Source organism: Achromobacter sp. 01N37 (assembly GCF_056399725.1).
In genome coordinates, this window is sequence record NZ_JBFTRX010000005.1 from 279386 (window position 1) to 293608 (window position 14223).

At 64.0% G+C, this 14223-nt stretch carries 9 protein-coding genes and 1 other RNA gene; all 10 read left to right on the top strand.

What is annotated here, in order from left to right:
* Positions 1-219 precede the first annotated feature (219 nt).
* The 10 genes from AC1DSJ_RS12840 (at position 220) to AC1DSJ_RS12885 (ending at position 14195) form a co-directional block, all read left to right on the top strand.
* The gene (locus AC1DSJ_RS12840; RefSeq protein WP_054423753.1) at positions 220-1398 is read left to right on the top strand and encodes an MFS transporter; all 1179 of its coding nucleotides are present in this window, start codon (positions 220-222) and stop codon (positions 1396-1398) included.
* A 92-nt stretch (positions 1399-1490) separates the two neighbouring features.
* Positions 1491-1880: a transfer-messenger RNA gene (ssrA, locus tag AC1DSJ_RS12845) on the top strand.
* A gap of 423 nt (positions 1881-2303) precedes the next feature.
* The gene (wecB, locus tag AC1DSJ_RS12850) at positions 2304-3464 is read left to right on the top strand and encodes a non-hydrolyzing UDP-N-acetylglucosamine 2-epimerase (RefSeq protein ID WP_441370671.1); all 1161 of its coding nucleotides are present in this window, start codon (positions 2304-2306) and stop codon (positions 3462-3464) included.
* Between the two features lie 34 nt (positions 3465-3498).
* Positions 3499-5715 carry a hypothetical protein gene (locus AC1DSJ_RS12855; protein WP_346552330.1) on the top strand — a complete coding sequence of 739 codons (2217 nt, stop codon included), beginning with the start codon at positions 3499-3501 and terminating at the stop codon, positions 5713-5715.
* 12 nt (positions 5716-5727) lie between these two features.
* Positions 5728-7425 carry a glycosyl transferase family protein gene (locus AC1DSJ_RS12860; RefSeq protein ID WP_441370670.1) on the top strand — a complete coding sequence of 566 codons (1698 nt, stop codon included), beginning with the start codon at positions 5728-5730 and terminating at the stop codon, positions 7423-7425.
* Entirely contained in the window at positions 7422-10214 is a 2793-nt protein-coding gene (locus tag AC1DSJ_RS12865) for an NfrA family protein (RefSeq protein WP_441370669.1), read from the top strand. Before AC1DSJ_RS12860 ends, AC1DSJ_RS12865 begins: the two co-directional genes overlap by 4 nt.
* Positions 10215-10245: 31 nt before the next feature.
* On the top strand, positions 10246-11238 hold the full coding sequence (locus AC1DSJ_RS12870) for an alginate O-acetyltransferase AlgX-related protein (RefSeq protein ID WP_441370668.1): 993 nt from the start codon (positions 10246-10248) through the stop codon (positions 11236-11238).
* A 4-nt stretch (positions 11239-11242) separates the two neighbouring features.
* On the top strand, positions 11243-12340 hold the full coding sequence (locus tag AC1DSJ_RS12875) for an alginate O-acetyltransferase AlgX-related protein (protein ID WP_441370667.1): 1098 nt from the start codon (positions 11243-11245) through the stop codon (positions 12338-12340).
* Positions 12341-12349: 9 nt separating this feature from the next.
* On the top strand, positions 12350-13930 hold the full coding sequence (locus AC1DSJ_RS12880; RefSeq protein WP_427950919.1) for an MBOAT family O-acyltransferase: 1581 nt from the start codon (positions 12350-12352) through the stop codon (positions 13928-13930).
* A gap of 25 nt (positions 13931-13955) precedes the next feature.
* The gene (locus tag AC1DSJ_RS12885) at positions 13956-14195 is read left to right on the top strand and encodes an acyl carrier protein (RefSeq protein WP_054423768.1); all 240 of its coding nucleotides are present in this window, start codon (positions 13956-13958) and stop codon (positions 14193-14195) included.
* Positions 14196-14223: the final 28 nt, after the last annotated feature.

Below are 14223 nucleotides of genomic sequence, written 5' to 3' on the forward strand. Positions count from 1 at the left end.
GAACCATGCATGGCATTCGGGCGCTTACCGATTGCCATTCCGGCTGACGCCGGTGTTGCGCAAGCCCGCTTTCGCAACGACATCCCTCCCCGCCGACGGCTTACTCCCGACGTGCACCGTGCTCTGGCCATACCGTGCCGCGCACCTTTGACCTTTTAGTCCGCCTACAACGCCCTGCCCCCGCGCGACGCCATCCGGCATCGCGCCAGAGGAATGCCTATGCTTTTGCCCATCCTGCTACTTTCTGCCGCCGGTTTCACCATTCTGACCACCGAATTTCTGATCGTCGGGCTGCTGCCCGGTCTCGCCCGTGACCTGGACGTCACCGTATCGCAGGCAGGATTGCTGGTATCACTGTTCGCGTTCACCGTCGCGGCGACCGGCCCCCTGCTGACCGCCTTGATGGCCAACATGGAACGCAAGCGCCTGTTCATCGGCGTGCTGGCCTTGTTTGGCGTGTCCAACGCCGTGGCGGCCATGGCGCCGAACATCTGGGTCATGGCGGCGGCCCGTTTCGTGCCCGCGCTGGCGCTGCCGGTGTTCTGGTCGCTGGCCAGCGCCACGGCCGTGGAACTGGTGGGCCCGGCCCGTGCTGGGCGTGCGATTTCCATGGTCGCGTTCGGCATCGTCGCCGCCACCGTGTTCGGCATTCCCATTGGCGTGCTGATTTCGGACGCATTCGGTTGGCGCGCCGCGTTCTGGGTGCTGTCGGGCGTTGCCTTCGCCAAGGCGCTGTTGCTGCTGCTGGCCTTCCCCAGCACCCGCATTCGCGCCGACAGCGTCAAATTGGTCACGCAGCTGCGCATTCTGCGCAACCCGATCGTGCTGGGCCACGTGATGCTGTCGCTACTGGTGTTCACCGGCATGTTCACGGCCTATACGTATCTGGCCGACATGCTCGAACGCCTGGCCGGGTTCAATGGACAGATCGTCGGCTGGACGATGATGGCGTTTGGCGGCGTGGGGCTCATCGGCAATACGTTGGGCGGGCGCATGGTCGACCGCAGCCCGCTGGGCGCCACCGCGTTGTTTTCATCCATGATGGCGGCCGGTCTGGCCTTCGTGGCGCCCGTGATGCAATCGCATGGGCTACTGGCAATCGCCCTGGGCATCTGGGGCATCGCGCAGGCGGCGTTGTTCATCGTGTGCCATGTGCGTCTGATGAAGGCAGCGCCGGAAGCGCCCGCCTTTGCCGCATCCTTGAACATTTCGGGCGCCAACATCGGCATTGGCCTGGGCGCCGTGGTGGGTGGCAACGTCATCGACCACTACGGGCTGGCGTCGCTGGGTTGGGCCGCCTCTGTCATCGTAGCGATTTCGGTGGGATTGGCCCTTGTGCTGATGGCCGCGTCACGCCCCCGCGCGCCAGCCAAGACAGCCTGCGCCAACGCCGCCTGAACCCCTGCGCGTGCGCGCCGCGCCACGCCATGACGGGTGGCGCGCGGAAATGCAGCAGGCTATGACGTTTACCAGTACAATAGAAAGTTCTTGGGGCCGATCCGGATTCGACGTGGGTCGCGAAACAACTCAGGGCATGCCGAGCACCAGTTCGCTCGTTAAACCACTGGAAACACTACAAACGCCAACGACGAGCGTTTCGCTCTCGCCGCTTAAGCGGTGAGCCGCTGCACTGATCTGTCCTTGGGTCAGGTGGAGGAAGGCAACTTCCTAGGGGGGTAACCCTCGAACCACAGCAGCGACATTCACAAGGAATCGGTCTGCGCTGGGGTCACACGGCTCAGATTTAAATTACGTGAATCGCTTTGGTCCGGCCTGTCGGTTGGCTAAGTCCAAAGTTAAAACTAAATAAATCGACTACGCATGTAGAACTGATTGCAGAGGGCTTGCGGACGGGGGTTCAATTCCCCCCGGCTCCACCAAATTCCGCTTTATTGCACAGTGCTTTAGCAAATGGCCAACTCTTCGGAGTTGGCCATTTTTTTTGTGCGCGGCAAATGAAATATTCCAACCAAACGCCACGCAGAAGCTTTGCAATCCTTGACGCAGCTAGCCCCGAACAAGGCGCTTAAGCGCGTTATCTTCTAGGCCCTTGTTGCCCGACCACGACATTTGCCCACGCAACTGTCGGTAACGCCGAGGCATGAAGAACGGAAATTCAAAACGATTCGCCATCAAGCCTGACCCTATTTTGTCTATGAGGCATTTCTTGCCTCCTCGCAATACGTGACTGAAAGTGCCGTTGATCTTGCTCAGATCCGAAATAATCCGTCACATATTACGAATACTTTCAAGACATAATCAAACAAGGAAAAGCCGCCGGCGTCTGTGAGGTCACTCTTGCGATGAAAGTCCTTTCCATTTTCGGCACCCGCCCCGAGGCCATCAAGATGGCGCCGTTGGTGACCGCGCTTCAGCAGGAGCCGCAAATCCAGAGCGTGGTTTGCGTGACGGGGCAGCACCGGGAAATGCTGGACCAGGTGTTGGCGCTGTTTGATCTGCGCGCCCAGCATGACCTGGACATCATGGTTCCCAATCAAACATTGAACGGACTGTATGCGCGGCTGATCAGCCGGGTGGACAGCGTGCTTGAGGCCGAACAGCCTGACTGCGTGCTGGTGCACGGAGATACGAGCACCGCGTCCGCCTGCGCGTTGGCCTCATTCCACCGCCGTGTGCGCATTGGCCACGTCGAAGCCGGCTTGCGCACGGGCAATCTGGCGATGCCCTTTCCCGAAGAAATGAACCGGCGCGTCGTGGACGCGGTGGGCGACTGGCTGTTCGCCCCCACGGCGGAGTCACGCGCCAATCTGATGCGCGAAAACCTGGCGGGCCGGATCACCATTACCGGCAACACCGTGATCGACGCGCTGGCGATGACTTGCGCCAAGCTTGAGCCGCAAGGCGCGCTGGCGCAGCAGCTCGAAGCCCGATACCACTGGATCGACCCGTCGCGGCGCCTGCTGCTGGTCACGGGCCATCGGCGCGAGAGCTTTGGCGATGGCTTCAAGCACATCTGCGCGGCGCTGGCTGAACTGGCGACGCGCGAAGACCTGCAAATCGTTTATCCCGTGCATTTGAATCCGCAGGTGCGCAATGTGGTGATGACGGAACTGGCCGGCTTGTCGAACGTGCATCTGATTGATCCCCTGGATTACCTGGACTTCGTCTGGTTCATGCAGCGCGCCTATCTCATCCTGACCGACTCGGGCGGGGTGCAGGAAGAAGCGCCGTACCTGGGCAAGCCCGTGCTGGTGATGCGCGACGTCACCGAGCGCCCCGAGGCCGTGCAAGCCGGAACGGTGGCGTTGGTCGGCACCGACACGCGGCGCATCGTCACCGAAGTGACCCGCTTGCTGAACAACCCTGACCTTCATTCGTCGTTCTCACGACGTATCAATCCTTATGGCGACGGCCGCGCCAGCCAACGCATCGTGGACGCGCTGTGCGGCCGCGCCGTGTCGGAGTTTGATCCTTACGGATCAGCTGCCGCCCCATCCGCCTGACGCCCCCTGCGACGTAATTCTGCCCGGAGCCCCCATGCCCCACCCTGCCCTGCCCAACCCCGTTGCCCGTACCTTATGCCGCGCCTTGATGGCCGCCGGCCTGCTGCTTCCGTTGACGGCGATGGCCAGCCCCGCTGGAGACGCGTTGCGCCGCCTGCAAAGCGACGATTGGGTGACGCGCAACACCACGCTGCAAGATCTGGGTATCAGTGAACCCGTCGTGCTTAGCAATAGCGACGCCCGGCAAGACTTCTACTTGCCCGTGCCGCGTGGCGTGCCCATTTCGGACGCCACCGTGAACTTTGACGCCAAGTACACCAAGGGCGAGCCGGGGCGGACCAGCATGGTGCTGTGGCTGGACGGCGTGCCGCAATCGGCCCAGCGCATTGCCGATGGCGACGGCACCGTTGCGCGTAATCTGGCGGTTGAGCGCCGCAGCCGCGAGTCGGGCTTCCTGCGCCTGGGGGTGGATTGGCAATCGGAAATCGCATTGCGGCACTGCGAAAGCAATCGCGCCACGGCAAACGCCCTGACCATTTCGCCCCAAACCCGGCTGAGCTACCGCTACGACGCCTCGGCCATCGGCAACCTGGACGACGCGTGGGGCACGCTGCCGGGCAAGCCCGTGCTGATGGTCGCCAGCAACAAACTGGACCAGCAGGCTTTCGATAGCGCATGGCGCATCGGCGTGGCCATGGAGCGCACGGGCAAGCGCGTGTCGGTGCGTGCATTCCCGTCCGTGGGAGACGAGGTCGATACGCGCGGTCTGCAAACGCCGGCGGGCCTGGAACAGGTCTCCGCATTTGCAGCCGTGGCGAATCAAGAGAAGCACAAGCTCGCCAGCCCCGCCGAGATCGGTGCGCTGCTGGTGCTGGGCGCGCCCGCCGTCAGTGGCGACGTGGTGATCGCCGACGCCTCGCTGCGCACCCGCTACAACGAAGCGCTGGACGCCTTGCAGGCGCAGCTGGCGTCCGACGCCGATGCCGCCGACGCGTTCAAGGCATGGCGCCAGCAGCGGATGCCGCTGGCCGGCGCAGACCTGCCGTCCAAAGACATTCGGCTGCTGGCCCTGGGCCGGCAGGCCGTCATCGCTATCGCCGCCGATGCGGGCGCGCAAGGCGCGGGCGCCTTCGACACGGCCTGGCGTCGCATCCTGGTCACGCGCCAGGTCAACGTGAAGACCGCCACGCCGCCGCAGACTTTCGCGGATGGCGGTCTGCGCCTGACGGCGCTGGGCGGTTCCGCCGACAGCTTCGATGTGGTCGCGCGTGGAGACTGGAACACGACGTTCCCGCTGGCGGCCGTGTCCGCCGACGGCCGCATGCCCGGCGAGCTGGTGCTGGACCTGGCCGCCGCGCCCGGCGCATCGTCGACCCGGCCCGTGGCGTCGGTGTTCTGGAACGGCATTTTGTTGTCGGCCAAGCAATTGGACGCGGACGGCAAGCCCGAACGGTTGACGGCGCGCGTGCCTGGCTATGCGCTGGGTGTCACCAACGCCGTGCGCGTGACGTTCCAGCGCCAGCCGGTGTCCGTGGACTGCAACGAGATTCCCCAAGGCTACCCGGTCAACGTATTGCCGACGAGCTACGTGAAGCCCGAGCGCGCCGAACCCGACGGCACTTTCGTCGGCCTCTTGCCGCTGCTGGCAGGCTCGCCGCAACTGATCATCCCCGACAGCTATCTGGCCGACGCGCCCGACAACATCAAGCGCGTGATCGGCATCGCGTCCGCCAGCGGCATGTCGGTGACGCGCGCGGAATTGTCGGTGGCGCCGGCAGGCCAAGCCGTCAAACCGACCCGCCCGTTCCTGGCGATGGAAGTGGCCGTCGACGGCGCCAAGCCCATGGTCCAGGTCACCGACCGCAAGCAACTGAAGGTGGACGGCAAGGCCGCAACCTGGCTCGACATCTCTGGCCTGGATCACCTGAGCACCGCTGAAGTCGTCCGCGGCAGCGGGCAAGACGGCTTGTTGTGGCACACGCTGGGCCAGCATCCGGGCATGCTGGATGCGCCCTTCGTGCTGAACCGCGGCAATGTTGCCATCATCGGCGCAACGGGGCCGGTGGCGTGGATCGACAGCGCCAACCCCGACGCCAGCCACCCGCCCGGCGCAGGCGAAAGCGCCTTCTTTGAATGGCGCCGTTATATCTCGTGGAGCGTGCCGGCCATCAGCATCAGCATGCTGGTGCTGATCCTGATCCTGATCGTCGCCTTGCGGGTGAACCGCAGGAAGAACAAGGACAACAAGTAAACCGGAAGCGCCATGTCTTCGCTTTACTGGCCCTACTTCATCGCGGATTACTACCGCGGGCTGGAAGTCGTGACCGCCGTCGTGGGCGTGATCATCCTGCTCTCAAGCCTGGATGATCTGTTCATCGACGGCTGGTTCTGGCTGCGCGAGCTGAAGCGTTCCCTGACGGTCAAGCGCCGTTACGCGCCGCTTACCGCCGAGCAACTGCGCCAAAAGCCGGAGCAGCCGCTGGCCATCATGGTGCCAGCGTGGCTGGAGTACGACGTGATCTCGTCGATGCTCGAAACCATGGTGTCGACGCTGGAATACAAGAACTACATGATCTTCGTGGGCACGTATCGGAACGACCAGCGCACGATTGACGAAGTGGAGCGGATGCGGCGGCGCTATCGCCAGCTGGTGCGCGTGGAAGTGCCGCACGACGGGCCGACGTGCAAGGCGGATTGCCTGAACTGGATCGTGCAGGCCATCTTTGCGCAAAACGAAAAGCAGCCCGAGCCGTTTGCCGGCGTCATCCTGCATGACAGCGAAGACGTGCTGCACCCGCTGGAACTCAAGTACTACAACTACCTGCTGCCGCGTATCGACTTCATCCAGCTGCCGGTGACGTCGCTGGAGCGCCATTGGTATGAGCTGGTGGCGGGCACCTATATGGATGAGTTCGCCGAGTGGCACACGAAAGACCTGGTGGTGCGCGAAAGCCTGTCCAGGATGGTGCCATCGGCGGGCGTGGGCACATGCTTTTCTCGCCATGCATTGGAATCGCTGGCCGCCGAAACCAACAACCAGCCCTTCAACACCGATACGCTGACGGAAGACTACGACATCGGCGCGCGCCTGGCCCAGCGCGGCATGAAGCAGATCTTCGGCAAGTTCCGCGTGGAATACGTCACGCGCCGGGACTCCTGGTTTGGTCTCGGGCCTGAAAAAATATCGACCATCCGCATGCCGCTGGGCGTGCGTGAGTATTTTCCCAACACCTTCCGCACGGCCTATCGCCAGAAGGCGCGCTGGACCTTGGGCATTGGCTTGCAAGGTTGGCAGCAAGTGGGCTGGACGGGATCATTTGCCACCAAGTACCTGCTGTTTCGGGATCGCAAGGGGCTGGTCACGTCGTTCATCGCCATCCTTGCGTACGTGTTGCTGGCCAATTTCTTTCTGTTCTTCCTGGCCGATAAATTCGGCTGGTGGACGGTGTATTACCCGTCCTACTTCAAGCCGGGCGGCTGGCTGGTGACGCTGATGTGGATCAACGCCGTCGCGCTGCTGCTGCGCGTGGTGCAGCGCGCGTACTTCGTCGGCCACATGTATGGGTGGGAACACGCCATGCTGTCGATCCCGCGGATGATCGTGGGCAACTTCATCAACGCGATGGCGGCGGCACGCGCCTGGCGGCTGTTCATCGTGCATCTGATCACCGGCAAGCGTCTGGCCTGGGACAAGACCATGCATGACTTCCCCAGCACAGATCAGCTGTCGCAGCAGCGCAAGCGGCTGGGGGAATTGCTGCTGTCCTGGCAGGCTATCGATCAGGACACGCTGGCGCGGGCGCTTGAGATTCAAGCCCGCGAGAAAAAGCCGTTGGGCAAGATCCTGATGGAACAAGGCTGGCTGGATGAACGCACATTGAACGAAGCCATCGATTTTCAACAAGCGGGTGAAGCCGATGCGCCGCCCTCGCACTCCGAAGACAAACCCGCGACGACATGACTCCGCTGACCCGTACGCTCCTGTTGTCTGCCGCGCTGGCTAGCGTGTGGACCGCCGCGCCCGTGCCCGCGCTAGCGCAAACCCCATCGCAACCCCCAGCGCAAACCCACGCGCCCGCCAACGCGGCCAAAGCGGAAGCGCCGCTGGAAGGCGCTGCCTGGCAGTTTGCCGACGAGGGCTACAAGAACTACGACGCAGGCAAATACGAGCTGGCGCAGCAGCAGGCGGAGTCCGCCATCGCGTTGCGGCCCGACGTTGAGCGGTTGCGCCTGCTGCTGATTTACTCGCTGCAAAAACAAGGCAAGCTGAAAGAGGCGGATCAGGCGGCGGCCGACGCCATCAAGAATGGGCTGGACACGCCGGCTTTGCGTCAGGCGCGCGCCAACCTGCGCCCGCAAACCACCGCGCGTCCCGCGGCACGCGCTGCCGGTGGTGCTGCGGGTAGTGCCGCCACCTCGTCGGCCTACCAACGCGGCTTTCCCATCGCCACCCGCGCGTATGCCGACTACAACCGCGCCGACTACCAGGCGGCGGCGCGTGGCGCGGAACAAGCGTTCCGCATCGACCCCAAGCAAGGCGCGTGGGCCATGCTGTGGCTGGACGCCCTGGAAGCCCAGAACCTGTATGCCGAAGCCGAGGCCGCAGCGGACAAGGCCATTACGCTGGGCGCGCCCAACAAGAACGACCTGACCGCACGGCGCCAGACGATGAAGCGGCGCATGGCGGTGAAGCCGGCTGAAGAAGGCTATCAGGCGCTGATCGCCAACCGGCCGGGCGATGCCGTGCCGCTGGCGCGTCAGGCCGTAGCGTTGGCGCCCGACACCGCCAGCCATCGCTTGCTGCTGATGACGGCGCTGATGCTGGACAACCAGCTGGCCGCCGCCGAAGACGCCGCCACCGACGCCATGAAGCAGGACGACGAGAACACCGTGGCGCTCGTCATGCGCGGCTATCTGCGCCAACGCCAGGGCAAGACCGATCTCGCAAACCAGGACTTCGACGCCGCGCTCAAACAAGATTGGCTGGACGACGACCAGAAGCGCAACATCCGCCTGATTGCCGCCGACGCGTCGTTGGCGGCGGGCGAGAACGCGCGCGCACTCGCGCTGGTTCAGCCCTTGGGCGCCAAGGGCGAGGCCGCCGACTCACGCATCAAACGCGCGCGTTCCAAACCCGCCGTGCCCGCCACCTTGACGCTGGCGAACTACCCGGCCCCCGTGCAAGATTGCCGCGACACGCCTTACGGCACCTCGTGCGAGCTGCTGCCGTCGGATGCGGCCGGCAGCGGCGGCCCTGCCGCGCTGGCCTATGCGGCCTACGCGCGCGAGGACTATCAAGAAGCCATCACCCAGGCGCGCAAAGCCGTCGAGCAAGACCCCGCCAACAAAGAACTGCAACGCCTGCTGACCACCACCCTGGCGGCAGGCAACCGCCAGCAATTGGCCGAAGCCAATCAACGCATGAGCGACGCGCTGGCGGCGCAACCCGATGACCCCACGCTGTTGATGCAACGCGGCTATCTGCATCAACGCATGAAGCAGCCCAAGCTGGCGCTGCAAGATTTTCAGGCGGCCCGCGCTACCGGCAAGGCTCCGCCCACGGTCATTCTGGACGAGGGCTATGCGTTGTCTGGCGTCGGCGACAAGCGCGGCGCGGTCGAAAAACTGAAGGAAGCCATCGACGAAGCGGATGCCGGAAAACTGGAACTGACGCCGCAGCAGCGCTTTGACACGCGCAACGGCATCGGGGGCTTGTCGCGCGAATGGGGCGGCTATTTCTCGGCCGGCTATCGCGGCGCGCGGCCCGCGTCGTCGGGGCTGGGCGGCGCGGCGGTCACCGTACCGGGTGACGCCGTGTTCAGCACCGCCGAAATTTTCTGGCGCCCGTCGGATTTCCTGAACTCGTCCACACAGACCTTCGAGCTGTACGGCCGCTTGTCCAACACGCTGTATGACAAGGGCGGCAAGACGACGAGCCAGACGGTGTCTGATCCTTGCGGCGGCAGCATCGACATCAACGAAGCCACCAACCAGGGGCTGGCGGGCATTCCCACCACGGTGGGCTCGCTGGGCATGCGCTTCACGCCGTCTACCGAAGTGGGCCTGACCTTTGGCCTGGAACGCCAGTTCAATCTGGGCACCGCCACCCGGCGCGGCACGTTCAGCCCCGACCCATCCCGCTTGCGCTGCGCGCTGAACCGCGACAACGAAACGGCTCACTACCAAACCGATGCCGGCAGCGGCGGCTGGCTGGCGTATGTCACGTATGGCTTTTACGAAGGCACCACGCTGCGCATCGACCGCCCCGACTGGTTCACGATGGAAGGCTATGTGCAAGCCGGCTATTCGTGGCAGGACATGAATGCCAAGCTCTGGCTGCGCGACAACGCCACGGGCGTAGACGGGGAAAAATCCTCGGGCAAGCTCAAGCGTGACCAGGCCTTCGGCGCCGGCGAATTACGCGTGGGCCGCAGCTACCGCGTGGACGCCATCAGCGACCGCCTGGTGTTCTTCCCGTACGCCGTGATCGGCGCGGACTGGCTGTCGAACCGCAACCGCGTATCGGGGTTGGACATCGACGGCACCGATTCCTACAACCTGCTGGGCAACGGCTCATCGTGGTCCATGGGCGCGGGCCCCGGCTTCAACATCCGTTACTGGTTCCGCGAAGACCACTACAACGCGCCCCGGTCGTATCTGGACCTGACCACGCAGTATCGATTCAACATTGGCGGCGGCGCGGCTGACCGGGCCCGGGGCCTGTTCATCAACCTAACTCTGTCGTACTGACGACACGCCAAACCGCAGCGAAAGGAGCTTCATGAAAATCACCTTACCTTTTTACCGCCGCATGGCGCTTGGGTTTTCCGCCGCGCTGCTGGCCGTGGCCGCCCACGCGCAAGAAGGCTCGTCCATCGTGATCCAGGGCAAGGATAACTGGCTGTTCCCGGGCTGGGGCAGCCTGACCCAAGTCGATACGCGCGGCATCGACGCCGCGACGCAACTGGTGCGCGAGACCCGCGATGCGCTGGCGGCCAAGGGCATTCAGCTGGAAGTGCTGGTGCTGCCCGACAAGACGCTCTTCTATCAAGACAAGCTGCCCGATGGAAAGTCGCTGAGCGCTGACGTGAAGAAGCGCTATCAAACCATTCAAGACAAGCTCAAGCAGGCGGGCGTGTCAACATTTGATGACGAAGCCGTGCTCAAGCGGGTGAAGGACGGCGGACAAGACGTGTTCTATCGCACCGACCAGCATTGGACGCAGGCAGCGGCCGACGCCACCGCCGAGGCGCTCGCGCAGCGCATCAAGCAAGATGTGAAGGCACTGGCGGGCAAACCGGGCACCGGCATGCCGCTGGGCAGCGTCGTGAATGAACGCCGCTATGGCGATCTGGCCGAACTGTTCCTGACGCCGGACCAGCGCAAACAAGCGGGCCGCGAAACCTTCACCGTGCGCCGCCAGGCCGACAACCAAAGTCTGCTGGACGATGCGCCCGCCCCCGTCCACGTGACGGGACACAGCATGGTGCAGCCGTACTTCGGTTTTCCGCAAAAGCTGTCCAACGCACTGGACCGCCCCGTGTCCGTGAACTGGAAGCCCGGCAACGTTGGCCACTGGATCATGCTGCTGGAATACCTGGAGTCGCCCGCGTTCAAGCAGAACAAGCCGCAGGTGCTGGTCTGGCAGATGTTTGAGCCGACGTATTCGCAAGGGCCCGACGCCAAGGGGCTGTGGGACAACGCGTCCATCATGAGCGCCGACACGTGGCGCAGCCGCATGAAGGCGGCCGTCGGGCAGGCTGCCTCTCAATAACGCCGTGGAACCGTCCGACATCAAGCCTGCCCCGCCCAGCCATCGGCTGCACGCGGCCGTCGTCGCCGTGTTGCTGGTGCTGGGCATGGGCTGGGGCGCGTGGTGCCTCGTCAAAGCCAAGATCGGCCCGGCCGAGGTCGCCCCGCCCGCGTGGGTGGATGGGTCAGCGGGCAGCGTCTTGAACAAGGCGCTGCACATGCCCATGCAGACGGAGCTCGACACGTGGAACGCGTCGTTGCGGTATCGCGCGCTTGGCGACTTGGGCGATCAAGTCTCCATGGGTTGCCCGCAGTGGCTGTTCTACCGCGACGGGCTGCGTCCGCCGCCAGGCGTTCATGTCTTCAATGAACGCCTGCGGCTGATGCGGCATTGGGTGGATGAACTGCGTCAGAAGCAGGTGCAGGTGCTGGTGGTGGCGGTGCCGGATAAATCGCGCATCGAAGCCGACCGGCTCTGCGGCCTGCCGGTATCGCTGCCGATGCGCCAGACGCTGGACGCCTGGCAGAACGCGCTGCGCGAGCAAGGCGTGCCTTTCGTGGACTTGCGAGACGCGCTGCAAGCCGCGCCCGCCCCCCGCTTTTTCCGCACCGACGTCCACATGAACGCGCAAGGCGCACAAGCCGCCGCCACACGCGTGGCCGAAGCGGCCTTGCCCCTGCTGCAAGGCCCTGGCAATCAAGCATTCAAGACCGACCCGCCCGCCCCGCCCGCGCCACGCATGGGCGACTTGATCGTGCTGGCCGGCCTGGAACATGCGCGGCCCGGCTGGCGTCCCGAGCTGGAAGTGGTGTCGGAACAAAAGATCGAACCCGTGCGCGCAGGCGGCCTGCTGGATGAAGCGCCGCCGGTGCAAGTGCTGCTGGCGGGCACCTCGAACGGCCGCCGCAGCCAGTTTGCCGAAAGGCTGGGCATGGGCCTGGGCCGCGAGGTCTGGAACATGAGCCTGGATGGCGGGCAGTTCTCGGGCGCGTTGCAGATTGCCTTGCAGCAGCGTGAGCGATGGCCCAAGAGCCTGAAGCTGCTGATCTGGGAGTTCTCGGAAAACGCCTTGTCCCTGCCGCTGACCGCGGACGAAAAAGCCGTGCTGGCCCGCCTGCCGTAGCGAACCAAGATGCTATTCAATTCCTACCTGTTCCTGCTGATCTTCCTGCCCGTCACGCTGGCCGTGTACTACGCGGTAGGCCCGCTGAACGTGCGCCTGGCCGCGCTGTGGCTGTGCCTGACATCCCTGGTGTTCTATGGCTGGTGGAACCCGCAGTTCGTGGTGCTGCTGGCCGGGTCCATTGCGTTCAACTACCTCATCAGCCAGCTGATCCTGCACAACACGGGGCGGCCGAAGTTGCAGGGGATGATCGTCGCGTTCGGCGTGGGCGCCGACCTGGTGCTGTTGTTCCACTACAAGTACTTCGCCACGCTGCTGAACTTCCTGACCGACTTGGGCGTCACCAGCACGACGATGGACGACATCATCCTGCCGCTGGGCATTTCCTTCTTCACGTTCACGCAGATCGGCTACCTGCTCGACTGCAAAGCGGGCGTGGTGAAGGAACGCAGCCTGCTCAGCTATGTATTGTTCGTGACGTTCTTTCCGCACCTGATCGCCGGCCCGATCCTGCATCACAAAGAAATGATGCCGCAGTTCGCGCAGCCGGAAAACTACCGCTTCAAGGCCGAAAACCTGTCGGTGGGCGCGATGCTGTTCGTCATCGGCCTGGCCAAGAAAGTGCTGTTGGCCGACGGCATCGCGCCCTATGCCGACGCGGGTTTCGCCGCACCGGGCGAACTGATGTTCTGGGGCTCGTGGGGCGCCAGCGTCTGCTACGCCTTGCAGTTGTATTTTGATTTCTCGGGCTATTCGGACATGGCGCTGGGCCTGGCCAAAATGTTTGGCATCCGCTTCCCGCTGAATTTCAATTCGCCCTACAAAGCCAGCAGCATCATCGACTTCTGGGCGCGCTGGCACATCACGCTGACGCGCTACATCACGGCTTACCTGTACTACCCGGTGGCGATGGCGGTGTCGACATGGCGCACAGACCGCAACCTGCCCGTGGGCTCCGCAGGCATCCGCACCCCCGGCGGATTCGCCAGCAGCATCGTGGTGCCCACGCTGTTCACGATGACGCTGGCCGGCGTGTGGCACGGCGCGGGCTTTCAGTTCATTGTGTTCGGCCTGCTGCACGCCATGTACCTGTCGGTGAACCATGCGTGGCGCATTTTCGTGGTGGGCCGCAAGCCGGCCGCGGCGCGCCAGGTGGGCGTGATCAAACGCGCAACCTGCATTCTGCTGACGTTCGTGGCCGTGCTGGTGGCGCAGGCGTTTTTCCGCGCGCATGGCGTGGGCGACGCGATGCTGCTGATGCAGGGCATGGTGGGCGCACGCGGCATGGAATCACTGGACCTGTCCACGCATGTGGCGGGCCTGGCCTGGGGCGACGCGTGGCGCGTGATCGTAGGCCATCACATGCAATTGCTGTACACGATTGTGCTGCTGGGCATTGCCTGGTTCACGCCCAACGCGCACCAGATTCTGGGCCGCTATTCACCCGCGCTGTTCAAGCCGCAGGAAGCGCCGCGCGCGTTCATGCGGTGGCGCCCCAACACAGCGTGGCTTGTCGCCATGCTGGTGCTGCTGTTTCTTTGCCTGGTAAACCTGCACAAAGAAACCCGTTTCCTCTATTTCCAATTCTGACCGCCGCGCGGTCCCGGAGCATGCAATGGACATCAAGACCATCGAAACCAAGGTTGCCGACATGATCGAAGGCATCATCCTGACCAAGGTCGACCCCGACACCCTGCTGATCGATTCCGGTCTGGTGGATTCGCTGGCCGCCGTCGACTTGGCGCTGGCCGTCGAACGTGAATTCGGCTGCAAGATTCCGCCGACTGAAATCGACGTGCATCTGGAATCGGTGCACACGCTTGCCGCTTTCATCGCGGAGAACGGCCGCGCCTGAAGGCGCCCACACGCAGTCAGGAGAACGG